We start from the raw sequence: 22136 nt of genomic DNA on the forward strand, positions 1-22136 counted from the left end.
ATAGTCCTCCCACATCGCTTACAAGGGGGGATGCGTGGAAGTGTCCATGACCGACTACCAGATCGGGGCGGCGCTGGCGACCGACCTGGTCACCACGTCGCCCACGGTCCGGGGGGTCGACCTGCTCGCCGAACCGGCGGAGCTGGCCGGGCTGCTGGCCCGGCACGACCTGGGCACCGGGCCGCCGCCGACCGCCGACGACGTGCTCGCGGTGCGGCTGCTGCGGTTCGACGTGCGCGGCGTCATCGAGACCGAGACCGAGGAGCAGGCGGTCGCGGGTGGGCGGGTGCTGCTCGGGCGGGCCGGGCTCCGGCCGGTCCTGCTGCGCGACGGCGACGACCGGTGGCAGTGGCACGTGCCGACCAGGCCCGACGCGTCCCTGGCCGACCGGCTGGCGGCGGTGGTCGGCGTCGGGCTGCTGGGCGTGGTCCGGGCGCTGGGGCACGACCGGTTCCGCGCCTGTGCCGCGCCCGGCTGCCGGGGCGTGTTCGTGGACGCGAGCCGTGCCGGCCGCCGCCGGTACTGCTCGCCGGAGCGCTGCGGCAACCGCGTCAACGTGGCCAACCACCGCAGGCGGCAGGAGGTGGCCCGATGAGCACCCCGCCGCTGACCGGCTCGATCGTCCTGCCCGACGGCACGTGGGTCCGGGGCCGGGGTCTGCGCCACCCGCGCCCGGAGGGCCCGGTACCCGGGTTCGGCCTCTACCTGGGCACGGACCGGCTGCGCGCCCGGCACGACGACGGCCTGACCTGGCCGCACGAGTGGCTGGACTGGCCGGACTTCCGGCTGCCGCGCGACCGCGAGCAGGCAGTCCACCGCATCCGCGCCCTGCACGACCGCGCCCGGTCCGGCGAGGTGGTCGAGGTGGCGTGCGACGGCGGGCGGGGGCGCACCGGGACCGTGGTCGCCTGCCTGGCGGTCCTGTCCGGCGTCGCACCGTCCGACGCGGTGGCCTGGGCGCGGCAGCACTACCACCGCAGCGCGGTCGAAACACCGTGGCAACGGCGGTGGGTCGCGCGGTTCCCGGCCCCGCACGCCTGACCGGGCGGCCGTCACCCACCCCCACGACGGGCACCGCGTGCCCCGCCCGGATGCTCTGCACCTTGCGCTCGGTGAGCGAACGGGACCGGACGGGGAGCCGCACGGTGAAGGCGCGGCACGAAGGTGTGGACGGTCGCGCCGGTCCTCCCACCCCGCCGGTCCGGTGTGCGACGGTCGAGGTCCGGTAATCCCACCGGCGAAAGGAAATCGACCATGCGTAGCACGCCATCGCCTTACGTCAAGCCGTTGTTGGTGCAGGTCGGGAAGTTCTCCGCGCTCACCCTCGGGTCGCGGGGACGCCAGCGGGACTCGCGTCGCCGCCAGCGCAACTAGCTCCGGGAGGAGACCACCACCGGCGGATGACCGAGGGGAATCGGCTGTGAGCACGGATCTTCCCGGCACCGCTGCCGGCCGCGGCGAGGAGTGGTTCGTGGTCCTGCCCGACCACGCGGGCGCTCCCGCCGCGGTCGCGGCGCTGCGCGCGAGCCCGTTCCCCGTCACCCGGTGGCTCGACCACCCGTCCGGCCGGCCGTGGCTGGTCGGCCACTGGGACCCGCGCGACCTGGTGGTGGGCACCGCCGGTCGGACCCGGGTGGCGGTGCTGGGCTGCTGCCCGGTGTCGCCCGGCGACCTCGCGGGCATCGCGCGGCGCACCGCCCACGTGCACGACCTCGACCCGGTGGCGGGCTCGCTGGCCGGGAGCTTCCACCTGCTGGCGAGCGTCGGCGGCGTGGTCCGCGCGCAGGGCACGGCCTCGGGCGTGCGCCGGGTGTTCCACGCCCGCCTGGGCGACGCGGACGTGGCCGCCGACCGCGCCGACGTGCCGGCCTGGCTGATCGGCTCCGGCGTGGACGAGCGGCGGCTCGCGGCGGCCCTGCTGTTCCCGGAACCGCCGCCGGCCCTGGCGGGGGCCCCGCTGTGGCACGGGGTGTCCGCCGTGCCCGAGGACCACTGCGCGGTGCTGCCGCCGCGCGGCCCGGCCCGGGTCGCCCGCTGGTGGCGGGCACCGGAGCCGACCCGGGCGCTGCGCGGGGGAGCGGTCGCGCTGCGGGCGGCGCTGACCGGGGCGGTGGCCGCGCGGGTGGCGTCGCGCCCCGCCGTCAGCGCCGACCTGTCCGGCGGCGTGGACTCCACCGCCGTCTGCTCGCTGGCCGCCGTCCGGGTCGACCGGCTGCCCGCGTACACCGTCGCCAGCCAGGACCCGGCCGACGACGACGAGCACTGGGCCGCGATCGCCGCCGCCGGGCTGCCCGCAGTGCGGCGGGTCGTGATGACCGACGACGACCTGCCCGTGCCCTACACCGGCATCCTCGACCGGGGCGTGGCCCGGGACGAGCCGCACCCGGACATCCACCTGCGCGCCGAGGACGTCGTGCGGGCCAACCTGCTCAACGCGCACGGCTCCCACCTGCACCTGACCGGCGACGGCGGCGACGAGGTGCTGCACGCGCCGGTCGGCTACCTGCCGGAGCTGCTGCGCCGCAACCCCCGGCTGGGGTACGCGCACGTGCGCGGGCACCAGGTGCTGCGGCACTGGTCGTGGTCGCAGGTCCGCCGAGTGCTCACCGCGCGGCGCGACGAGCGGCGCGCGCTGCTCGCCACGGCCCGCGCCCTGACCGCGACCGGGGCGGACCGGTCGGACGCCGTGCGGCTGCCGCCGTGGGCGACCCCGGACGCGGTGGACGCCGTGCGGGAGCTGCTGCTGCGCGCCGCCGCCGACGTCGACCCGGACCTGCGCGTCAGCGCGCTGGAGGACACCGTGCGGGTGGTGCGGCACAGCGGCCGGGTGCAGCGCGCCTGCGCCGTGGCCGCTGCGGCGGACGGGCTGCCGGTGGCCGCGCCGTTCCTGGACGACCGCGTGGTGGAGGCGTGCCTGTCGGTGCTGCCGCACGAGCGCACCACCCCGTGGCGCTACAAGCCGCTGCTCGCCGAGGCGCTGCGCGGCGTCGTGCCGGAGCGGTCGCTGGCCCGTGCCACCAAGGGCGGCACCACGCCCGAGTACGCCGCGCTGCCGCAGTACCGGGCGGACCTGCTCGCCCTGTGCGAGGACTCCCGGCTGGCCGCCCTCGGCCTGGTCGACGTCGACCGGTTGCGGTCGGAGCTGACCGGGATCTGGCTGACCGACGCCTCGCCGATCACGATCGCCCGGACCGTCGGTGCCGAGCGCTGGCTGCGGGACTTGCGTCCCACCGCCCTCGCCACCACGCCCCTGGTGACGGCAGCGCGCCGCTGACGCACCGGCCGGCGCGTCAGCGGGCACGGAACAGGGGGCGGCGCGGTGTTGGCGCGCGCTCGACCGGTTCAACGCGACCGGGGCGGGCGACGACGCCGAACGCCGCCGCATCTCGGAGGAGCTGTAGGCCGGTTTCGGCCCGGGTTCCGCAGTGCTGCCGAGGTTCCGGTGCAGCTACGGCGCGTTGGTCCGGATCGGACCGGGGCACAACCGCTGACGGCGCTGCACCCCGTGGAGGACCACGAGAAGCGCCGCGCCGGCTGGGAGCAGCCCGCGCGGACTCCGGGGCGAACCGGCACGGCACCGCCCGCGCCGGGAGGCTCACCTCCCGGCGCGGTGTGGTGGGGAGCGAACGGGTCAGACCTGGGGTAACTGGAAGAACACCAGGTACAGCAGGACCAGCAGGCCGATCACCCCCACCGTGGCGCGGACGAGCTGCCTCATCCACTCGCCGAACACCTTCGACAGGCGGCTGCGGGAGTGGGAGAAGTAGGCGTGGGCCTCGCTGGCGCTGTTGAGGCGGATACCGACGAGCAGACCTGCTCCGAGGACGACCAGCACGACGAACGTGGACACAATCAACCTCTTCCGGATGACGAGCGGCTTGGCCTGGGGCCACGCGGGCGTGACCGCACAGCCGGGTGACGACCGGTCGGGCACAGCCGGGGGACACCGTCGTCCAGGGACCGGTGGCCCTCCCGAGCGGGCCACGCCGGATGGCGTCGGTTGCGAGTCGACGCCACGGTCGACACGGCGCATAGTGTCCACCTGCACCGGGAGGCGGTTGTGCGTAATTTGGCGGTGTCGGGTCAAAAGACCCCACTGATGTCGGGTATCGGACACGGGGCGCGGTTGCGCTTCGGGGGTGGCGCGGCCGGGATCGAGCGGATGGAGGCCGCGCTCGTCGGCACGGCGTTCGAGCCGCACCGGCACGACACCTACGCGATCGGCGTGACGCTGGCGGGCGTGCAGACCTTCCGCTACCGGGGTGAGCAGCGGCACTGCCTGCCGGGGGAGTGGCACGTGCTGCACCCCGACGAGCTGCACGACGGCGCGGCGGGCACCGAGCTGGGCTTCGGCTACCGCATCCTGTACCTGGACCCGGCGCTGGTGCAGGACGCGCTGGGCGGCCGGCCGCTGCCGTTCGTCGCCGATCCCGTGATCCGACCGGCGCGGGTCGGCGCGACCGTCGGGAACTGGCTCCGGCACATCGACGACCCGCTGGACGAGCTGGAGGCCGTCGAGGTCACCGCGTCGGTCGCGGACCTGCTGCGCGCGCACTCCACCGACCGGGTGCGCGGGCGGGCGGCGCTGGACCTCGACGCGGTGCGCCGGGTGCGGGTGCTGCTGTGCGACGACTTCGCGCACCGGCACCGGGCAGCCGACCTCGAACGGGTGTCCGGACTGGACCGGTGGGCGCTGGCCCGCCAGTTCCGCGCCGCGTTCGGCACCAGCCCCACCCGGTTCCGCACCATGCGCCGGCTCGACGCGGCGCGGCGGCTGCTGGGTGCAGGCGTGCCGCCGGCGGAGGCGGCGGTGGCCGTGGGGTTCGCCGACCAGAGCCACCTCACCCGGGTGTTCAAGCGCGCCTACGGCGTGACGCCCGCAGCGTGGACGGCGGCCGTCCGCAGCGGTGCCGAACGCGGCCCGGCCGAGCGCAGTGCTGCCGGACGCGGCGGGTCAGGCGCGGGCGCGGATCGCGTGCACCACGGCGGCCATGTCCTCACCCCCGTGCCCGAGCGCGACGGTCTCGCCGAACAGCGCGTGGCAGACGTCGAGCAGCGGTGACGCGGTGCCGGCCGCGCGGGCGGCCTCGGCGATCAGCCGGTTGTTCTTCAGCACGTCGGTGATCGACGCCTGCACGGCGAACTCGCCGGCCAGCAGCTTCGCCGCCTTGGCCCGCGACACCGAGGAGGCCATCGGGCCGGCGTCGAGGACGTGCGTGAGCACCGCCGGGTCCAGCCCGTGCGCCTCGGCGAACCGGTAGGACTCGGCCAGCCCGGTCACCATGGTGATGAGGAACAGGTTCACCGCGAACTTCATCAGCAGCGCGCCCGGCACCGGCCCGCACCCGACCACCTCGGCGCACATCGGCGCGAGCAGCGGCCGGACCCGGGCGACGTCGGCGTCCGCGCCGGACAGCATCGCCACCAGCGCGCCCTGCTCGGCCGGCCCGCGCGAGCCGGAGACCGGCGCCTCGACGTACGCCCCGCCGGCCCTGGCCACGTCGGCGGCCAGGGCGTGCGAGTAGCCGGCCGCGATCGTGCCCATCTGCACGACCGTCCGCCCGTGGCAGCGCGTGGCGAAGTCCGGGCCGCCCCGGTCGAGCACCGCGTCGACCGCCGACTCGTCGGCGAGCATCAGCAGCACGACGTCGGCCCGCGCGAACACCTCGTCGGGTCCGGACGCGACGCGCGCGCCCGCGTCGGCGAGCGGGCCCGACCGGGCGGCGGTCCGGTTCCAGACGGTGAGCGGGACGCCCGCGCGGGCCAGGTTGAGGGCCATGGGCCGGCCCATGACACCCAGTCCGATGAATCCGAGTTCGACCACGTCCGCAGTTGTAGCCGCCGCGCCCGGCACCCGTCTTGAACGTTTGTGCGCGGGGCGGGGGCGACCGGCGGACGCGACCACGGGCCGTGATCCGCCAGGATGGCGCGATGCGACTGCTGCCCCGCACCCCGAAGGCCCGCCGGTGGACGGTCGTCCTGCTCGTCGTGGTCGTGCTGGTGCCGCTCGGCCTGGTCGGGGTGACGGCCCTGGCCAACGCCCGCTCCTTCCAGCTCTTCGGCGAGATCGTGCACCGGGTGGAGACCGACCGGAAGGTCGTCGCGCTCACCTTCGACGACGGTCCGGACCCGGCGGGGACCCGGCCGGTGCTGGACGTGCTGGCGGCCAAGGGCGTGCGCGGCACGTTCTACCTGACCGGCCGGGAGCTGGCCGCGCACCCGGACCTCGGCGCGGCGATCGCCGGGGCGGGCCACGAGATCGGCAACCACTCCTACTCGCACGAGCGGATGTGGTTCGTGACGCCGTCGTGGGTCGCGGAGGAGGTCGAGAGGACCGATGAGCGCATCCGCGCCACCGGCTACACCGGGAAGATCACCTTCCGCCCGCCGCACGGCAAGAAGCTCGTGGCGCTCCCGCACTACCTGGACCAGCACGACCGCACCACGATCACGTGGGACGTCGAACCGGACTCCGGCCCCGACCAGGCGAGCACTGCGGACGGCCTCGTGCGCGACGCCGCCGCCCGCGTCCGCCCGGGGTCGATCGTGCTGCTGCACCCCATGTACGCGGGCCGCACCGTGACGCGGGACGCCCTCGCGCCGCTCATCGACCGCCTGAGCGGGCAGGGCTACCGGTTCGTCACCGTCTCGGAACTGCTGGCGCTGCGGCGGTGACCGGCACCGACGGCCGGCAGCGCCCGCGCGGGGGGTGGTGATCATCCGGAACGTAGGGTTGTCCCATGAGGGGATACACGGACGAGGAGAGCCGCACGCTGCGCACCGCCGTCTACGGCGCGATGGTGCTGGTGTCGGTCGCCGAGGAAGGCGCGCTGGACCAGGAGAGCCACGCCGGCATCAAGGCGATGGCCGCCCTGCCGCCTGCGGTCCGCGACGCGGTGGACGCGGGTGCGCCGGAGCTGCCGGCGGGGTCGCTGGAGGACGTGGAGCGGGGCGTGCTGGCGGCGCTGCGCGAGTCCGTCGCGCTGGTGGCGGCGCACGCGCCGGACGAGGCGGACGCGTTCGCGTCGGCCGTCGTCGGGATGTGCGAGCGGGTCGCGTCGGCGGACGGCGAGGTGGGACGGGCGGAGAGCGCCGTGGTCGGCCGCATCCGCGCCGCGCTCGGCCGCTGACCGCCCGCCGCCCGCCTGAGGTCAGGGCGTGCGGGACTCCACCAGGGCTTCGACGCCGTCGAGCAGGCGTTGCAGGCCGAACTCGAACTGGTCGCCCGACCACGGGAGCACGCCCGCGCGCAGCGCCCGCAGCAGGTGCGGGTAGCGGGTGAAGTCGACCAGTTCGCCCAGCACGCGGTTGCGCTCGGCGGTCTCCTCCGCGGAGCCCGCACCGGACTGCTGGTCCTCGACGTAGAGGCGGGCCAGGCCGCGCACGTAGGCGTCGACCGACTCGACCACGGCCACCTTCTCCGCCTCGGTCAGCCCGGTGCCCTCCAGCACGGCCAGCGCGGAGTCCAGCCACCGCAGGGTGTTCGGGCCGGGCGCGGACACGTCCGCCATGAGCTGGAGCACCCACGGGTGCGCGCGGAACCCGTCCCAGTCCGCGCGTGCCCAGGCTTCGAGCTTCGCGCGCCACCCGCCCGGCCGGTCGTTCGGCAGGGTGTCCTCGACGCTGACCGCGTCGAGCATGAGGGCTTCCAGCTCGGCCTTGCCGGGCAGGTAGGTGTAGAGCGAGGCGGTGCCGACGCCGAGCGCGGTCGCGACCCGCCGCATGGACAGCGCGGCCAGGCCCTCCGCCTCGACCACCTCGATCGCCGCCGCCACGATCCGGTCCGTGCTCAGGCCGCGCTGCGGGCCCCGGCTGGGCCGCCGGCCCTCGCCCCACAGGAGGCGGAGCGCCTCGGTCTTTGCGTTCATGTCAAAACTCAGTATACCGTTCGGAGTAGAGCGAACGATGTTCGGAGTTTTGGGGGAGGGGGAGCCGTGGTGACGACCGAGGGGGTCGTGCGTCGCCGTCGGGAGCGGTTGGCGCTGTGGGCGGCCACGCTGGGCAACGGGCCCACCGAGCTGGTCGACTTCGTCCTGCCGCTGTGGGCCGGGTTGGCGCTGGGGCTCGGCGCGACCGAGGTCGGCGTGCTCACGGCCGTGGAGATGGCGGTGTCCGTGCTGGTCCGGCCGGTGGCCGGGGTGCTCGCCGACCGGTGCGAGCGGCGCGGCGTGGCGGCGGTCGGGGCGCTGCTGTACGCCGTGTCGTGCGCCGGCTACGCGGTGGCCGGCAGCGCGAGCGTGGCCTACGCAGCGGCGGCGATCGGCGGCGCGGGCGGCGCGCTGCTGTGGGTGGCCCTGCGCGCGGTGGCGAGCGAGCGGCTGGAGGAGGACTCGGGGGTCTTCCCGAGGCTGCTCGCCGCCGAGGAGACCGGGTCGTGGGTCGCGTTCGTGGCCGGCCTCGCGCTGCTGGGCGTGATCGGGTTCGCCGGGGTGTTCTGGCTGTGCGCGGCGGCGTGCCTGCTGGCCGCCGGGTGCCTGCTGGCCGCGCCGAGGCGGCCCGCGCCCGTCGGCGCGGCGGTGTCCGGGGGGTTGGGCGCGGTCGGCAGGCGGCTGCGGCCGATGTTGTTCGCGGTGGCCATGACCATGGCCGCCGAGGCCGCCGTCTCGCTGCTGTTGCTGCTGCACCTGCAACGCGGGTTCGGCCTGGAGGTCGTCCAGATCGCGTACGTGTTCCTGCCGGGCGCGATCGCGATGAGCGTGGCCGCCGGGTACCTGCACCGGTACGTGGTCCGGTTCGGGCGCTCGCGGGTGCTGATGACCGCGTCGCTGGGCAGTTGCGCGTTCGCGGTCGGCCTGGCGTGGGCACCGAACCCGTACGTGGTCGCCGGGCTGTGGGTGCTCAGCGGGCTGGCGTGGGCGGCGGTGATGCCGGTCCAGCAGGCGGTGGTCGCCGAGGCGTCGGGGGACCGGGTCGGGCGCGGCATGGGCGTCTACGAGTCGGCGTGCCTGGTCGGGGCGCTGGTCGGCAGCCTGGTCGCGGGCGTGCTGTACGACGGCGCGAACTGGGTGGTGGCCTGCCTGGTGGCGGGCGGGATGATCCTGGCGGGCGCGGTCGTCGTGCCCCGCGCGGTGCGCCGGCTCGGCGTCGCCGAGTACCCGCCTCCGGCCGTGGCCGACACCCCGTCGACCCCCGGACCCGCTGCGTCCGGCGCGGAAGTCGGATCGGCCGCACTGCCTCAGGCGCAAGTGGGGTCCGCCGCGTCGCCCCGGGTGGAAGCCGAGCCCGCAGCGTCGCCTCGGGAGGACGCCGTGCCCGGAGGGAAGGTGCGCACGAAGGCCGAGTTGTGGCGCGGCCTGGCGACGAACGCGGCGCTGTTCGCGGTCACGCAGGCCGCGTTGGCGTTCGCCGACCTGTCCTGGGTGCGCGACCTGCTCACCCGCGACCTCGGCGCGGTGCTGCTCGGCCAGGTCCCGCGCGAGGGCGTGGCGGCGTTCGCCTACGGCGCGGGCCGGGTGTGGGCGATCGTCCTGCTGGTCGATCTGGTGTGGACGGTCTACAAGGTCCGCCGCACGCGCGCCCCGGGCTGAGGGGTCAACCGGAGACGGTCCGCTCGCCGAACGCGCGGGCGGGCCCCTCCAACCGGTCCTGGAGGCTGAAGAACAGGTCGGCCGCGCGGATGCCGATCCACTCCGGCGGCAGCAGGTCCTCGGGCAGGCCCGGGTCCAGGTAGGGCAGTCGCCGCCAGTCGGTGAGCAGCCGGACGTAGTCGGCGAACGCCGCCCGCTCGTCCACCGCGCGCCGGCCGCGCCACCGCTCCAGCGAGGGGCCGTGCTCGGTCAGGAACGCCGAGTACAGCCCCTCCAGCTGGTCCAGGTCCCACCACCGGCGGACCTTCCCGGCCAGGTCGCCGAACGCCAGGTGGTCGGCCCGGAACAGGTCGGCGTAGCCGTGCAGGCCCTGGCTGCGCAGGATGTCGGCGGTCGGCTCGTGCAGGTGCGCGGGCGCGATCCACACCCCCGGCGCGGCGGTGCCGAAGCCCAGCCTGCTGAGCTGGGACCGCAGCGAGTGCCGCTTGTGCCGCTCGGACTCGGGCACCGAGAACACCGCGAGCAGCCAGCCGTCGGCCAGCGTCGCCCGCTTGCGCCGGAAGATCCGGTGGTCGCCCTCGTCCAGGATGGCCAGACCGGCGGGCGAGAGCGCGTACCCGGCCGCGCCGCCGCGTTTGTCGGCCTGGAGCACGTCGCGCCGCTTGAGCCGCGAGATCGAGGACCGGACGGCGGCCTCGTCGATGTCCAGCTCGCCGAGCAGCGCGACCACCGAGGCGACCGACAGCCAGCCCGCGTGGTCGCGGGAGAACAGGCCGTACAGCGTCACGATGAACTGCCGGGGCTGGGCAGCCTTGGCGTACCCGTCCCCCTCGGCGGAGCCGACCTCGCCCGATCCCGTCGTCACGGCGTCACGGTATCAGCGCGTCACCGGGAGTCACCTCCTGCGCCGGCCGCTCGCGCACCTGCGCGCGGAGCTTGAACCGCTGCACCTTCCCGCTCGGCGTCTTGGGCAGCTCGGGCACGAACTCGACCCGCCTCGGGTACTTGTACGGCGCGATCACCGACTTGACGAACGCCTGCAACTCGGCGGCTTTCGCCGGGTCGGCCGCCGCGCCCGCCCGCAGCACCACGAACGCGTGCGCGATCGCGCCCCGGTCCGGGTCGGGCGCGGCGACGACGGCGGTCTCGGCGACGTCCGGGTGGTCCAGCAGCGCCGCCTCCACCTCCGGCCCGGCGATGTTGTAGCCGGAGGAGATGATCATGTCGTCGTTTCGGGCCTGGAACCAGAAGTAGCCGTCGGCGTCCCGCACGTAGGTGTCGCCGGTGAGGTTCCAGCCGTCGCGCACGTAGTCGAGCTGGCGCGCGTCGGCGAGGTAGCGGCACCCGGTGGGGCCCTTCACCGCGAGCCGGCCGGGCACGCCGTCGGGCGCGGGGTTGCCGTCCTGGTCCAGCACGGCGGCCCGGAAGCCGGGCACGGCCCGGCCGGTCGCGCCGGGCCGGATGTCGTCGTCGGCGGCGGAGATGAAGATGTGCAGCAGCTCGGTGCCGCCGATGCCGTTGATGATCCGCAGCCCGGTCTCCCGGCGGAAGTGCTCCCAGGTGGACGGTGGCAGGTGCTCGCCCGCCGACACGCAGCGCCGCAGCCCGGAGAGCGCAGCCGCCTTCCCCGCCGCCAGCATGGCCTTGTACGCGGTCGGCGCGGTGAACAGCACGGTCACCCCGTGCCGGGCGACGGTGTCCGCCAGCTCCTCGGGCGTGGCCCGCTCCACGAGGAACGTCGACGCGCCGAAGCGCAGCGGGAACACCACCAGGCCGCCCAGCCCGAACGTGAAGCCGATCGGCGGGGTGCCGGTGAACACGTCGTCGGGCTCGGGCTTGAGCACGTGCCGGGCGAAGGTGTCCGCGCACGCCAGCACGTCCCGGTGGTAGTGCATGGTGGCCTTGGGCCGGCCGGTCGTGCCGGACGTGGGCGCGAGCAGCACCACGTCGTCGGCGGCGGTGTCCACGGCGGTGAAGGCGCCCGGCTTGGCCGCGCTGCGCGCCACCAGGTCGTCCGCCGCCGTCCCGCCGTAGAGCACGCCGCGCACGCCCTCCGGCAGGTCCTCGGCGAACCGGTGGTCGGTGAGCACCAGCCCGGTGGCGGTCAGCGCGACCAGCTCGGCGATCTCCCTGGCGCGCAGCAACGGCATCACGGTCACCGCGACGCCGCCCGCCTTCACCACGGCCAGCCACGCGGCGACCGTCCACGGGGTGTTCGGGCCGCGCAGCATCACCCGGTTGCCGGGCCGCAGGCCGAGGTCGTCGACGAGCACGTGCGCGAGGCGGTCGCTGCGCTCGTCCAGCTCGCCGTAGGTCCAGGTCTCGTCGGCGGTGCGCAGGCACGGCCGGTCCGCGCCGAACCGGCCGATCGCGCCGTCCAGCAGGGCGCGGGCGCAGTTGAGCCGGTCCGGGTACCGGAGTTCGGGGAGGTCGAACACGAACTCCGGCTGCTGCTCCGGCGGCGGGAGGTGATCCCGGCAGAACGTGTCGACGTGGGCGGATCTGTGCATCGGCAGCACTCCTTCCCGGAGTGTCGGGACGCTGGGCATGGGGGTCAGGTGCGCAGGGGCGCGTCGGCGTAGTCGCCGGCCAGGAGCGTGCCCGCGCCGGGCGCGTGCGCGGGCAGGTCGAGCGCGCGCATGAGCTGGTGCGCGGTGGCGATCGACGCGGACAGCACGGGTTTGCCGAGTTCGCGCTCCACCACCTCGACGGTCTCCAGCGACGGCATCTGCACGCACGCGGACAGCACGATCGCGTCCGCGTCCCGGTGGTCGAGGGCGGCGGCGATGGGGACCAGGGCCTTCGGGTCGTGCGCGGCCACGTCGAGGTTGTCCGGGATCTCCAGCGCCGTGTAGTCGGCGACCTCGACGCCCTCGTCGCGGATGTAGTCGACCACGGTCTCGGTGAGCGGCTTGAGGTACGGGCACACCACCGTGATGGACCGCGCGCCGATCAGGTGCAGCGCGTTGACCAGGGCTCCGGCGCTGGTCACGACCGGTGCGGGCGCGCCGTTCGCGGCGGCGATCGCCGCGAGGTTGCGCTCGGAGGTGCGGTGGTAGCCCTGGCCGAGGCTCATGATGGCGACCAGGCAGGCGTACCCGAGCACGTCGACCCGGGCGTCGGACAGCTCGGCGGCGCAGCGGCCCGAGTCGGCGTCCATGGCGGCCAGTTCCTCCTTGCGCACGTGCTTCATGCGCATCCTGCTGGAGTGGAACGTGAACCGCTCGGGCGCCACCGCCTCGCGGGCCCGGAAGATGGCCGGGATCTCGGTTTCCATGGTCACGTTGGAGCTCGGCACGATCTGGCCGATCCGGAAGGTCCTCACCGGACGTCCACCACCGGGTTGCGCAGCGTGCCGATCCGCTCGACGGTCGCCTCCACCACGTCGCCGGGCCACAGCCACACCTGCGGCGTGCGCCCCGCGCCGACGCCGGCGGGCGTGCCGGTGGCGATCACGTCGCCCGGTTCCAGGGTGATGCCGGCGCTGATGTCGGCGATCAGCTCGGGGATGCGGAACAGCATGTACTTCGTGCTGGACTTCTGCCGCACCTCGCCGTTGACCTTCAGCGACAGCTCCAGCGCGTGCGGGTCGGGGACCTCGTCGGAGGTGCGCACCGCCGGGCCGAACGGCGCGTAGGTGTCCTGGCCCTTGGAGTAGAACCACAGCCCGCCCCGGCGCTGGTCGCGCGCGCTGATGTCGTTGAGCACGCTGTAGCCGAACACGTGCTCCAGCGCGCGTTCGGCCGGGACCCGCTTGGCGGTCCGGCCGATCACCACGGCCAGCTCGCACTCCCAGTCGAGCTGCTGGGTGAGGTGCCCGTTGTGCTCGATCGCCTCCTCCGGGCCGATGACGGAGGTGCTGGGCTTGGCGAACAGCACCGGCCGCTGCGGCAGCTCCTGGGCGGTGTCCAGGGCGCGGGCCGACTCGGCGACGTGCTCGGTGTAGTTCAGGCCGACCGCGATGATCTTGCCGGGCCGCAGTGGCGCGTGCAGCGCCACGGCGTCCGCCGGGTGCGCGACGCCGTCGGGCAGCGGCCCGTCGAGCAGCGCGGCGACGGTGCCCGCCGCGTCCTGCCGCACGACGTCGAGCAGCGTGCCCGGGTCCGGCGCGGACCGCGCGGCGGCCAGCGCGCCGACGTCGACGACGTCGGAGTCCCGGTGCACGCCGAGGCGGCGGGGACCGCCGTCGGTGGAGAAGGTGACCAGCAGCATGGGGGAGTTGTCCGTTCTCGAAGGTCAGGCGACCGGCTGGTGGCCGTCGTTGTCCGGGTAGGACTCCTCGCGGAAGAACCCGAGGGCCCGCATGACCGGGAAGTCGTTGAAGGAGAACAGGCAGGCGTCGTCGGACCGGCTCGCGTTGGCGTGCTCGTGCCACGCCCAGGAGGGGACGCAGAAGATGTCGCCCTCGGTCCAGTCGATGCGCTGCCCGGCCACCACCGAGGTGCCGCTGCCCTTGGCGGCGGTGTAGATCTTGGAGCCGACCTGGCGGTGCGCGAGCGTCGACTCGCCCGCCCGCAGGAGCTGCATGTGCGCGCTCATGGTCGGCATGACCGAACCGCCGGTGAGCGGGTTGCTGTACTCCATGATGATGCCGTCGTACGGGGAGCCGTCGGTCGCCTTCGCCGCGTTGAGCAACGCCTCGTAGGTGGTCTCCCACGGGTAGGCGAGCAGCGGCGAGTGGTTCTTGTGCCAGGTGTCGCCGAACGGCCGCAACTGGCCCGCGCCGTAGACGTGCAGGGAGGAGTTCGTGATCCCCTCCTGCTTCTGGTAGATGTCCGGGTGCACCTCGTAGAACGGCGCGTCCAGGGCGTTGACCAGGGGGATGTCCAGGCCGTCCTGCCAGATGACGGGCCCGTCGGTGCCCTCGATGCCCTCGTTGCCGTGCTCGTGCCAGGTCCAGTTGGGCGTGATGGCGAAGTCCCTCGGACCGACCTTGAGCTTCTGGCCGTCGACGATGGTCCACGCGCCGGTGCCCTCGATCACGAACCGGAGCGCGGCGGCCTGGTGCCGGTGGGCGGTCATCGACTCGCCGGGCCCCATGATCTGCAGGCCGCTGTAGAGCAGGCCCACGGTCGCGGCGATGTCGCGGCGCTGCGGGTTGTAGAGCGCGACCACGCGCCGGCCGGCGTCGTCGCCGCTGACCAGCCGCAACGCCTCCATCACCAGCGGGCGCAGCTCCTGGTAGCTCCACTTCACCGGCACGGACTGCGGCTGCGGGTACCACGGCTCGATCTTGTTGGCGATGGTCCACAGCGCGCCGGCGTCCAGGCGCTCCAGCTTCTCGTAGTAGGCGTGCAGGTCCGCGTTGTCGGTCACGCGGGCGCGACCGAGCACGTCGTCGCTGTAGGTCGTCATGGCAGCTCCTCGCCGCTCGACGCAATATCTCGTTGTCTTGACGGACGTCAACATTCCGCAATACGGTTCGCGGTGTCAAGAGTCCTGGAGGGGCAGCTATGGCGACACCGGATCCCCGGCCCGAGGTGACGATCGAACGCCGCGTCGAGTGGCACGACACCGACGCCGCCGGGCACCAGCACCACTCGGCGATCCTGCGCTGGGTGGAGCACGCCGAGGCGGAACTGCTGCGCGGCCTGGGACTGGCCCGCCTGTTCGGGCGCGCGCCCCGGGTGCGGCACGAGGTCAACTACCGGTCCCGGCTGTGGTTCGGCGAGACCGTGCGGGCCCGCCTCGCGGTGGTCCGGCTCGGCCGGACCTCGCTGCACTACGAGTTCACCGTGCACGGCGAAGCCGGCCTGGCCGCCGACGGCACGCTGGTCGTCGCCCACGTCGTACCCGACGCGCCCGGTGCGACGCCGTGGCCCGGGGACGTGCGCGCGGCCCTGGCCGGCGCGGTGGAAGCGGGCGGCCGATGAGGATCGCGGTCATCGGCGGCGGTCCCGGCGGCCTGTACTTCGCGGCGCTGGCCAAGCAGCTCGACCCCGCGCGGGAGATCACCGTGTGGGAGCGCAACGCGGCCGACGACACGTTCGGCTTCGGCGTGGTGTTCTCCGACGAGACGCTGGACGGCATCGCCGGCGCGGACCCGGTCGTCGCCGCCGCGATGGAGGCCGAGTTCGCGCGCTGGAGCGACATCGACATCCACTACCGCGACACCGTGCAGACCTCCGGCGGCCACGGCTTCGCCGCGATCGAGCGCAAGCGGCTGCTCCAGCTCCTGCGCGCGCGGTGCGCCGACCTCGGCGTCGACGTCCGGTTCTCCACCCTCGCGCCCGACGTCGACGAGCTGCGCCGCGACCACGACCTGGTCGTGGCGGCGGACGGCGTCCAGTCGGCCACCCGCGCCAAGTACGCCGACGTGTTCCGGCCGTCGCTGGACGAGCGCACCTGCCGGTACATGTGGCTGGCCACCGACCGGGTGCTGGAGGCGTTCACCTTCGTCGTGCGCGAGACCGCCCACGGCCCGCTCCAGGTGCACGCCTACCCGTTCAGCGCCGACCGCAGCACGGTCATCGTGGAGCTGACCGAGCAGACCTGGCGGGCGGCCGGGTTCGCCGACACCGGCCGCGACCTGCCGCCGGGGCACAGCGACGAGGACAGCGTGGCCCGGTGCGCGGCACTGCTCGGCGACTTCCTCGACGGGCACCCGCTGCTGACCAACAACTCCAAGTGGGTCCGGTTCACCACCGTGCGCAACGCGACCTGGCGGCACGACAACCTCGTGCTGCTCGGCGACGCCGCGCACACCGCCCACTTCTCCATCGGCTCGGGCACCAAGCTCGCCATGGAGGACGCGCTCGCGCTCGCCGCCGCCCTGGAGACCACCGACCCGATCGCCACCGCCCTGGAGCGCTACGAGGCGGAGCGCCGCCCGGTCGTGGAGTCCACCCAGCGGGCCGCGCAGGCCAGCCTGGAGTGGTTCGAGACCATCGACCACGCCGTGGGCCAGGACCCCGAGCAGTTCGCGTTCAACCTGCTCACCCGCAGCCGCCGGGTCACCTACGACAACCTGCGGCTGCGCGACCCCGAGTACACCGCCGCCCTCGACCGGTGGTTCGACACCGGCCAGGACGTGCCGACCCCGCCGCTGTTCCACCCCTTCCCGCTGGGCGGCCTGACCCTGCGCAACCGGGTCGTGTCCGCGCCGGTCGCGCTCTACCGCGCGCGGGACGGCGTGCCGGGTGACGCGGAACTGCTGCACCTGGCCGGGAAGGCGCTGGGCGGCAGCGGCCTGGTGCTGGCCGGCATGACGGCGGTCAGCGCCGGGGGCCGGGTGACGCCCGCCTGCCCCGGCCTCTACACCGACGAGCAGGTCGCCGCCTGGCGGCGCGTGACCGACGCCGTGCACGAGCACAGCGGGGCCCTGATCGGCGTGCAGCTCAACCACTCCGGCCGCAAGGGCTCGACCGCCGTGCCCACCGCCGGGTCGCTCGGCGGGCCGCTGGCCGACGGGTGGGAGACCGTCGCCCCGTCGCCGATCGCCTACCGGGGCCTGCCCGCGCCGCGCGCGCTGACCGAGCCCGAGCTGCACGCCCTGGTCGGCGAGTTCGCCGCCGCCGCCGCGCGCGCCGACGCGGCCGGGTTCGACGTGCTGGAGATCCAGGCGGGGCACGGGTTCCTGCTCTCGACGTTCCTGTCGCCGCTGACCAACGAGCGCACCGACCGCTGGGGCGGCGGGCCGGACGGGCGGCTGGCGTTCCCGCTCGCCGTGCTCGACGCCGTCCGCGAGGTGTGGCGCAAACCCCTGCTGGCCCGGATCTCCGCCGTCGACTGGGCACCCGGCGGCACGACCGTCGAGGACGCGGTGCGCATCGCCGCCGCGTTCGCCGCGCACGGGGTGGACGCGGTCGACGTGTCCAGCGGCGAGGTGGTGCCGCACGAGCGCCCGGCCTACGGGCGCGGCTACCAGACCCCGTTCGCCGCCCGGGTCCGCGCTGCGGCGGGCGTCCCGACGATCGCCGTCGGCGGCATCTCCGGGTACGACGACGCCAACTCCGTGCTGCTCGCGGGCCGCGCGGACCTGGTCGCCGTCGGCCGGGCCCACCTGCACGACCCGGCGTGGACCCTGCACGCCGCCGCCGACCTCGGCTACACCGGCCCCGGCGCGCACTGGCCGCCGATCCACGCCGCCGGTCGGGCCAAACCGCCGTCGGCGGGCCGGGCCCGGCCGGCGCTCGCACTGCGCCCCGCCGAACCCGGACCCGTGCACCAGCGCTGGCTGCCCGGCCGGCGGGGACGCTCGGACTAGGAGCCACCATGGACGACTTCCCGCGCTTCACGGCCGCCGCCGTGCAGGCCGCCCCGGTCTACCTGGACCCGGCCGCCACGGTGGCCAAGGCCGCGTCGCTCATCCACGAGGCCGCCGGCCGGGGTGCCGCGCTCGTGGTGTTCCCGGAGGTGTTCGTCGCCGGGTACCCGTACTGGAACTGGACGATGAACCCCGTCGCCGGGTCCCCGCTGTACGAACGGCTCTACCGCGCGTCGGTGGACGTGCCCGGCCCGCACGTCGACGTGCTGCGCGCGGCTGCGGCGGCCACCGGGACGACGGTGGTGATCGGCGTGAACGAGCGCGGCCGGCACAGCCTGGGCGTGCTCTACAACACCGTGCTGACCATCGGCCCGGACGGCTCACTGCTCGGCCGGCACCGCAAGCTGGTGCCGACGTGGGCGGAGAAGCTGACCTGGACGCCCGGCGACGGCAGCACGGTGGTCGTCCACCGGACGCCGGTCGGCCCGCTGGGCGTGCTCGCGTGCGGCGAGAACACCAACACCCTGGCCCGCTTCTCCCTGCTGGCGCAGGGGGAGCTGGTGCACGCGGCGAACTACATCGCGCTGCCCGTCGCACCCGCCGACTACGACATGGCCCAGGCCATCGCCATCCGCACCGCCGCGCACGCGTTCGAGGGCAAGCTGTTCTCGGTCGTGGCCTGCTCCACCATCACCGACGAGATGATCGAGGTGGCGGCCGGCGACGACGCGGAGACGGCCCGGCGGATGCGCCGCCCGAACAGCGCCCTGTCCGGCGTCTTCGGCCCGGACGGCAACCCGGTCACCGAACCGCTGGTCGACGAGGAGGGCATCGTCTACGCCGAGGTCGACCTCGCGCGCTGCATCCAGCCCAAGCAGATGCACGACATCATCGGCCACTACAACCGGTTCGACGTGTTCCGCCTGCACCACAACACGACCCCGACCACACCCCTGGTCCACGAACCGGTCCCGCCCGCCCCGCTGCAAGGCCCGTGGACACCGGACGACCAGGAGGCGACCGGGTAGGCGGGGGACTGCGGGTTCCCGAAGCGCCCCCGACCCCTGTCGCTCTCCGCCGACCCGGCGGTCACGCAGGTGACTCGACCGCCGGGTGCCGGCATCATGGGGTCGTGATCAGCTACCGAAAGGCCGATGCCGCGTAGGCGGCCGGGCGCGTTGCGCGCCGCACGATCCCTGCCCGAGGTGCCCCTGATGCGGGGTGCAGGGCCGCGAGAGCACCTGCCGGGGCTCACCCGCCGCGTCACGCTCGCCGTGCACGAGGTGGAGGGCCGCTCCGAGGAGTACTACGTCAAACCCGGTGCGACCGTCCTCGCGTTGCGGCGGTACCGGGCGTTCCTGGCCCGGTCGGGTCGACGGCCCCTGTACCCGCAGGTCGACGACTGCTCGTGCAACGGGTGTGCGTTCCGGGACGTGCGGCACGCGCGCGACGTGCTGGAGTGGGTCATGCGACGCCTGCGCCCTCGACCACGCGGTGAGCTGGAGCGGCTGGTCGCCGCGCTGGACGCCGTCTACCTCGACCGCACGTTGCCCGACCCGCACGCCGCACACCGGGCGTCGTCGTCCCCGCTCTGGTGGCCGCAACCGGCCCCCTGGTGGCACGACCGGCTGGTCGAGCCGACGCCCGGGTGAGGCGCGCGGGCCGTCGAGCGGAGGCGCCATCCCCGAGGCGCGAAGAGGAGGCCCGCCCCGTGACCGGCGAGGAAGCGCCGGTCACGGGGCGGGCGTGGCTCAGACCGTGCCGGTGAAGCGGTCGGCCAGGTAGGCGGCCTTGGCGGCGTCGTCGCGCTCGGAGCACAGGAAGCGCGACCACGCCGCCCGCTCGTGCAGCACCGCGCCCAGCTCCCACACGCACACGACTTGCAGGTGCGGTCCCTGCTCCAGCTTCTGGAAGCCCTCGTGCTGCGTGACCTCGCGGTAGAAGACGCTCAGCCACATCTCGTTGTTGTTGCGCCACGTGCAGGCGATCACGAAGTGGAACGACTCGCCGCACAGGTGGTGCACCACGAACCCCAGGTCGCCGGAGAGGGCCAGCCGCCCGGCGGCGACCTCGTCCTGCAGGAACCGGTGGCCCTGCGCGCGCACCTCCGGGTCGACCACGGCGTCGGCCTTGCGGACCTCGTACCACTTGAGGTGCGAGTCCGGCAGCACCAGGTCGTGGTCGGGCAGCGCGACGACCTCCTTGGGGTAGTGCCGGTAGTCGGGGTCGACGCTGGTGAGCTTCGCGAGGTGGTCGAGATTCGTGGTCACGGCACGGGATCGTAAGCGGTGGGCGCCGGGCTAGTCTGCCCCGTTGTGAAACCGGATCTCAGCACCCTTCGGGCCGCCGTCGTCGAGTTCGGCGGCTACTCCCGGCCGGACCGGTCGTGGGCGGCGCTGCTCGCCGCCACCGACCCGGCGATCGACCTGGCGCTGCCCGCCCACCGCGAGGCCGCGCACCGCTGGCTCAACGCGTGGGGCTGCCGCATCCGCTACCCGAGGACCGGCGAGCCGCAGGTGTTCGACACCGGCCTGGCGGCGTGGTGGGACCGCTGGGGCGGCGCGCTGCCCCCGGTCGAGACCCGGATCGGCGAGCTGACCGACGAGCGGATCGCGGAGCTGGGCGACTGCTTCGGCGACCTGGCCGCCACCCCGGCCGCCGCGAGCCGCTCACTGGGCCCGACGGCCGCGTCGAAGCTGCTGTTCGCCCTGCGCCCCAACAGCGTGATGCCGTGGGACGACCTGATCGCGCAGAAGCTGCACGGCGCGCGCGACCGCGCGGCCTACGTGGCGCACCTGGCGCTGGGCCGGGGCTGGGCGCTCGACCTGCTCGCCGAGGCCGGGACGGACGAACCCGCCCTGGTCGAACTGCTCGGTCGGCCCGGCCGGTCGCTGGCGAAACTGCTCGACGAATTCTGCTACCTGGTGCACACCCGCAATTGGTCGGCGGCGGCCGGCAGCGCGTGACCGGGCGGTCACGCTCCGCCGGCGGGTGATTGACCGGTTACCGTCGGCGAGCGGCCGATCGGCGGTGTCCGGTGCCCCGGAAATCTGCCCGGGGACCACCTCATAAGGGTTGGCTATGGGGACGGGCGGTCGACGTCGAATGCTTCTTTGACAGCGACCCCAGGGTGCCTACTATCTGCCTGGCCAGTACCGAGGGGAGTCTGGGGTGTCCCGTCCGTCCGCCGGCGAAACACGTAGCCGCGCATTGTCTGATTTGTTCCCGCCGGGTATCGGATGTGCTTTCCGCCGCACTCCCGGGATTGTCCGGCCGCACCGGGCGGGTCGGGTCGCGTGAGGGTCGGGGTGGTCGGCGGCGGTCTCGCCGGCGCGTTGCTGGCGTGGCGGCTGCGCGAGTCCTCCGACCGGGTGCGGGTCGAGGTGGTCGCCCGCGACCGGTCCCGGGCGGACGCCTCCGAGGTGTCCGGCGGGCTGGTGCGCGGCTTCGAGCTCGACCCGGAGGTCGGGCGGGACGCGGCGGACGGCCTCGCCGAGGTGCGGGGGGACGCCCGGCTGCGCGAGTGGAGCGGGTACCGCGAGATCGGCTCCTCCTACCTGGTGCCGCGCGGCGTCGACCCCGCCGGGTCGGTGCGGGTGGTCGACGAGCGGCTGCCCGGCTCGGCCGAGGTGGTCGGCGCGGCCGAGCTGCGCCGCCGCTTCGGGTACCGGGAGCTGCGCGACGACGCGGTGGGCGTGCTGGAGCGGCACGCCGGCCACCTGTCGCCCGCGCGGCTGCGCGACAGCGCCCTGGCGTGGGCGGTCGAGCACGGCGTGCACCTGGTGCGGTCGACCGCCCGGCTCCTCGACGGGCCGGCCCTGCGCACGTCGGACGGGGTGCGGCGGGAGTACGACGCGCTGGTCGTGGCCGCGGGCGCGTGGACGCCCGGCCTGGTCGACCACGGCGGCGAGCTGCGCGCCAAGCAGATCCAGTACGGTGTCTACCGGATCGACCTGCCCGGCCTGGGCGCGTTCGTGGACGACGACACCGGCCTGTACGGCAGGCCGTGGGGCGACGGCACGTTCCTGCTCGGGCTCGGCTGCGACCGGTGGGACCAGGCCCCCGAGGACGTGCGGCCCGACCCCGTGCTGGCTGACCGGGTCGCCGCCGAGGCGCGGCGCAGGTTCGGGGTGACGGCCGACGTGCCGCCGCCGGAACTCCTCGTCGCCTCCTCCGACTGCTACCGCACGCCCCCGGGCCTGCGGCTGCGCCCGGCCGGACCGGGCGTGTTCACCTTCACCGGCGGGAGCGGTGGCGCGGCGAAGACCGCCGTGGCCGCGAGCCGGATCGCGGCGGGTGAGCTGCTGACGTCGTTCTGACCGGTTCGCCGGACCTTCCCGGCCGTGGGCGCGGAAATGCCCCCGGTCGGGTTTCCGGCTGCCCGGAAAAGGTCGACTCCCGAG

General features: G+C 74.6%; 23 protein-coding genes. 14 read left to right on the forward strand and 9 right to left on the reverse strand.

Going from position 1 to position 22136, the window contains the following annotated elements; translation table 11 throughout:
- Positions 1–46: 46 nt before the first annotated feature.
- From AB0I60_RS19985 to AB0I60_RS20000, 4 genes are all read left to right on the forward strand, one after another.
- Complete coding sequence (locus tag AB0I60_RS19985) at positions 47–595, forward strand: CGNR zinc finger domain-containing protein (protein WP_360731807.1); 549 nt, start codon at positions 47–49, stop codon at positions 593–595.
- Entirely contained in the window at positions 592–1041 is a 450-nt protein-coding gene (locus AB0I60_RS19990; RefSeq protein ID WP_360731809.1) for a protein-tyrosine phosphatase family protein, read from the forward strand. The genes AB0I60_RS19985 and AB0I60_RS19990 overlap by 4 nt, the downstream gene beginning before the upstream one ends.
- 213 nt (positions 1042–1254) lie before the next feature.
- Positions 1255–1374 (forward strand): lasso RiPP family leader peptide-containing protein, encoded by a 120-nt coding sequence (locus AB0I60_RS19995; RefSeq protein ID WP_360731811.1) that lies wholly within the window; start codon positions 1255–1257, stop codon positions 1372–1374.
- A gap of 46 nt (positions 1375–1420) precedes the next feature.
- Complete coding sequence (locus AB0I60_RS20000; protein WP_360731813.1) at positions 1421–3274, forward strand: asparagine synthase-related protein; 1854 nt, start codon at positions 1421–1423, stop codon at positions 3272–3274.
- 357 nt (positions 3275–3631) lie between these two features.
- Here AB0I60_RS20000 and AB0I60_RS20005 read toward each other — a convergent pair whose 3' ends face one another.
- On the reverse strand, positions 3632–3850 hold the full coding sequence (locus AB0I60_RS20005) for a hypothetical protein (RefSeq protein WP_360731815.1): 219 nt from the start codon (positions 3848–3850) through the stop codon (positions 3632–3634).
- Between the two features lie 249 nt (positions 3851–4099).
- On the opposite strand from AB0I60_RS20005, the gene AB0I60_RS20010 reads away from it, so the two are divergent.
- Positions 4100–5062: an AraC family transcriptional regulator gene (locus AB0I60_RS20010; RefSeq protein ID WP_360731817.1), complete on the forward strand. Its 963-nt coding sequence runs from the start codon at positions 4100–4102 to the stop codon at positions 5060–5062.
- On the opposite strand, the gene AB0I60_RS20015 is transcribed toward AB0I60_RS20010, so the two are convergent.
- Positions 4955–5824 (reverse strand): NAD(P)-dependent oxidoreductase, encoded by an 870-nt coding sequence (locus tag AB0I60_RS20015; protein ID WP_360731818.1) that lies wholly within the window; start codon positions 5822–5824, stop codon positions 4955–4957. The two genes, AB0I60_RS20010 and AB0I60_RS20015, sit on opposite strands and share 108 nt — an antisense overlap.
- A 107-nt stretch (positions 5825–5931) precedes the next feature.
- Between AB0I60_RS20015 and AB0I60_RS20020 the strand changes: the two genes are divergently transcribed.
- Both AB0I60_RS20020 and AB0I60_RS20025 read left to right on the forward strand, forming a co-directional pair.
- A complete protein-coding gene (locus AB0I60_RS20020; RefSeq protein WP_360731820.1) occupies positions 5932–6675 on the forward strand; it encodes a polysaccharide deacetylase family protein in 744 nt (247 codons plus the stop codon).
- Between the two features lie 65 nt (positions 6676–6740).
- On the forward strand, positions 6741–7130 hold the full coding sequence (locus AB0I60_RS20025) for a hypothetical protein (RefSeq protein WP_360731821.1): 390 nt from the start codon (positions 6741–6743) through the stop codon (positions 7128–7130).
- Between the two features lie 21 nt (positions 7131–7151).
- Here AB0I60_RS20025 and AB0I60_RS20030 read toward each other — a convergent pair whose 3' ends face one another.
- A complete protein-coding gene (locus AB0I60_RS20030; RefSeq protein WP_360731823.1) occupies positions 7152–7868 on the reverse strand; it encodes a TetR/AcrR family transcriptional regulator in 717 nt (238 codons plus the stop codon).
- A gap of 69 nt (positions 7869–7937) precedes the next feature.
- Between AB0I60_RS20030 and AB0I60_RS20035 the strand changes: the two genes are divergently transcribed.
- The gene (locus AB0I60_RS20035) at positions 7938–9527 is read left to right on the forward strand and encodes an MFS transporter (protein ID WP_360731825.1); all 1590 of its coding nucleotides are present in this window, start codon (positions 7938–7940) and stop codon (positions 9525–9527) included.
- Between the two features lie 4 nt (positions 9528–9531).
- Here AB0I60_RS20035 and AB0I60_RS20040 read toward each other — a convergent pair whose 3' ends face one another.
- The 5 genes from AB0I60_RS20040 to AB0I60_RS20060 are packed head-to-tail and all read right to left on the reverse strand — an operon-like array spanning position 9532 to position 14882.
- The gene (locus AB0I60_RS20040; RefSeq protein ID WP_360731827.1) at positions 9532–10392 is read right to left on the reverse strand and encodes a PaaX family transcriptional regulator C-terminal domain-containing protein; all 861 of its coding nucleotides are present in this window, start codon (positions 10390–10392) and stop codon (positions 9532–9534) included.
- 4 nt (positions 10393–10396) lie between these two features.
- The gene (locus tag AB0I60_RS20045; protein ID WP_360731829.1) at positions 10397–12037 is read right to left on the reverse strand and encodes an AMP-binding protein; all 1641 of its coding nucleotides are present in this window, start codon (positions 12035–12037) and stop codon (positions 10397–10399) included.
- A 44-nt stretch (positions 12038–12081) separates the two neighbouring features.
- Positions 12082–12852 carry an Asp/Glu racemase gene (locus AB0I60_RS20050; RefSeq protein WP_360731831.1) on the reverse strand — a complete coding sequence of 257 codons (771 nt, stop codon included), beginning with the start codon at positions 12850–12852 and terminating at the stop codon, positions 12082–12084.
- A complete protein-coding gene (locus tag AB0I60_RS20055) occupies positions 12849–13739 on the reverse strand; it encodes a fumarylacetoacetate hydrolase family protein (protein ID WP_360731833.1) in 891 nt (296 codons plus the stop codon). Before AB0I60_RS20055 ends, AB0I60_RS20050 begins: the two co-directional genes overlap by 4 nt.
- Before the next feature lie 24 nt (positions 13740–13763).
- A complete protein-coding gene (locus AB0I60_RS20060; protein ID WP_360731834.1) occupies positions 13764–14882 on the reverse strand; it encodes a cupin domain-containing protein in 1119 nt (372 codons plus the stop codon).
- A gap of 98 nt (positions 14883–14980) precedes the next feature.
- Here AB0I60_RS20060 and AB0I60_RS20065 point away from each other — a divergent pair, with 98 nt between their 5' ends.
- From AB0I60_RS20065 to AB0I60_RS20080, 4 genes are all read left to right on the forward strand, one after another.
- On the forward strand, positions 14981–15400 hold the full coding sequence (locus AB0I60_RS20065; protein WP_360731836.1) for a thioesterase family protein: 420 nt from the start codon (positions 14981–14983) through the stop codon (positions 15398–15400).
- Complete coding sequence (locus tag AB0I60_RS20070; RefSeq protein WP_360731838.1) at positions 15397–17733, forward strand: FAD-dependent monooxygenase; 2337 nt, start codon at positions 15397–15399, stop codon at positions 17731–17733. The genes AB0I60_RS20065 and AB0I60_RS20070 overlap by 4 nt, the downstream gene beginning before the upstream one ends.
- An 8-nt stretch (positions 17734–17741) precedes the next feature.
- Positions 17742–18761, forward strand: coding sequence for a carbon-nitrogen hydrolase family protein (locus AB0I60_RS20075; RefSeq protein WP_360731840.1), 1020 nt, complete (start codon positions 17742–17744; stop codon positions 18759–18761).
- Between the two features lie 186 nt (positions 18762–18947).
- A complete protein-coding gene (locus tag AB0I60_RS20080; RefSeq protein WP_360731842.1) occupies positions 18948–19385 on the forward strand; it encodes a hypothetical protein in 438 nt (145 codons plus the stop codon).
- Between the two features lie 99 nt (positions 19386–19484).
- Here the strand turns inward: AB0I60_RS20080 and AB0I60_RS20085 are convergent, their stop codons facing one another.
- Positions 19485–20003 carry a hypothetical protein gene (locus AB0I60_RS20085; RefSeq protein WP_360731844.1) on the reverse strand — a complete coding sequence of 173 codons (519 nt, stop codon included), beginning with the start codon at positions 20001–20003 and terminating at the stop codon, positions 19485–19487.
- A 45-nt stretch (positions 20004–20048) separates the two neighbouring features.
- Between AB0I60_RS20085 and AB0I60_RS20090 the strand changes: the two genes are divergently transcribed.
- Complete coding sequence (locus tag AB0I60_RS20090) at positions 20049–20699, forward strand: hypothetical protein (protein ID WP_360731846.1); 651 nt, start codon at positions 20049–20051, stop codon at positions 20697–20699.
- 330 nt (positions 20700–21029) lie between these two features.
- Positions 21030–22052 carry an FAD-dependent oxidoreductase gene (locus AB0I60_RS20095; protein WP_360731847.1) on the forward strand — a complete coding sequence of 341 codons (1023 nt, stop codon included), beginning with the start codon at positions 21030–21032 and terminating at the stop codon, positions 22050–22052.
- The last annotated feature ends 84 nt before the right edge of the window (positions 22053–22136 follow it).

The sequence above is a fragment of the Actinosynnema sp. NPDC050436 genome (genome assembly GCF_040655415.1).
In the GTDB taxonomy this organism is placed as follows: Bacteria; Actinomycetota; Actinomycetes; order Mycobacteriales; family Pseudonocardiaceae; genus Actinosynnema.

Bases quoted from the DNA above. Each gene is read 5' to 3' on its own strand.
- AB0I60_RS19995 (WP_360731811.1), top strand. From the start codon at position 1,255: ATGCGTAGCACGCCATCGCCTTACGTCAAGCCGTTGTTGGTGCAGGTC.
- AB0I60_RS20010 (WP_360731817.1), top strand. From the start codon at position 4,100: ATGTCGGGTATCGGACACGGGGCGCGGTTGCGCTTCGGGGGTGGCGCG.
- AB0I60_RS20025 (WP_360731821.1), top strand. From the start codon at position 6,741: ATGAGGGGATACACGGACGAGGAGAGCCGCACGCTGCGCACCGCCGTC.
- AB0I60_RS20045 (WP_360731829.1), bottom strand. From the start codon at position 12,037: ATGCACAGATCCGCCCACGTCGACACGTTCTGCCGGGATCACCTCCCG.
- AB0I60_RS20080 (WP_360731842.1), top strand. From the start codon at position 18,948: ATGCGGGGTGCAGGGCCGCGAGAGCACCTGCCGGGGCTCACCCGCCGC.
- AB0I60_RS20060 (WP_360731834.1), bottom strand. From the start codon at position 14,882: ATGACGACCTACAGCGACGACGTGCTCGGTCGCGCCCGCGTGACCGAC.
- AB0I60_RS19985 (WP_360731807.1), top strand. From the start codon at position 47: ATGACCGACTACCAGATCGGGGCGGCGCTGGCGACCGACCTGGTCACC.
- AB0I60_RS20065 (WP_360731836.1), top strand. From the start codon at position 14,981: ATGGCGACACCGGATCCCCGGCCCGAGGTGACGATCGAACGCCGCGTC.
- AB0I60_RS20030 (WP_360731823.1), bottom strand. From the start codon at position 7,868: ATGAACGCAAAGACCGAGGCGCTCCGCCTCCTGTGGGGCGAGGGCCGG.
- AB0I60_RS20070 (WP_360731838.1), top strand. From the start codon at position 15,397: ATGAGGATCGCGGTCATCGGCGGCGGTCCCGGCGGCCTGTACTTCGCG.
- AB0I60_RS20055 (WP_360731833.1), bottom strand. From the start codon at position 13,739: ATGCTGCTGGTCACCTTCTCCACCGACGGCGGTCCCCGCCGCCTCGGC.
- AB0I60_RS20020 (WP_360731820.1), top strand. From the start codon at position 5,932: ATGCGACTGCTGCCCCGCACCCCGAAGGCCCGCCGGTGGACGGTCGTC.
- AB0I60_RS20075 (WP_360731840.1), top strand. From the start codon at position 17,742: ATGGACGACTTCCCGCGCTTCACGGCCGCCGCCGTGCAGGCCGCCCCG.
- AB0I60_RS19990 (WP_360731809.1), top strand. From the start codon at position 592: ATGAGCACCCCGCCGCTGACCGGCTCGATCGTCCTGCCCGACGGCACG.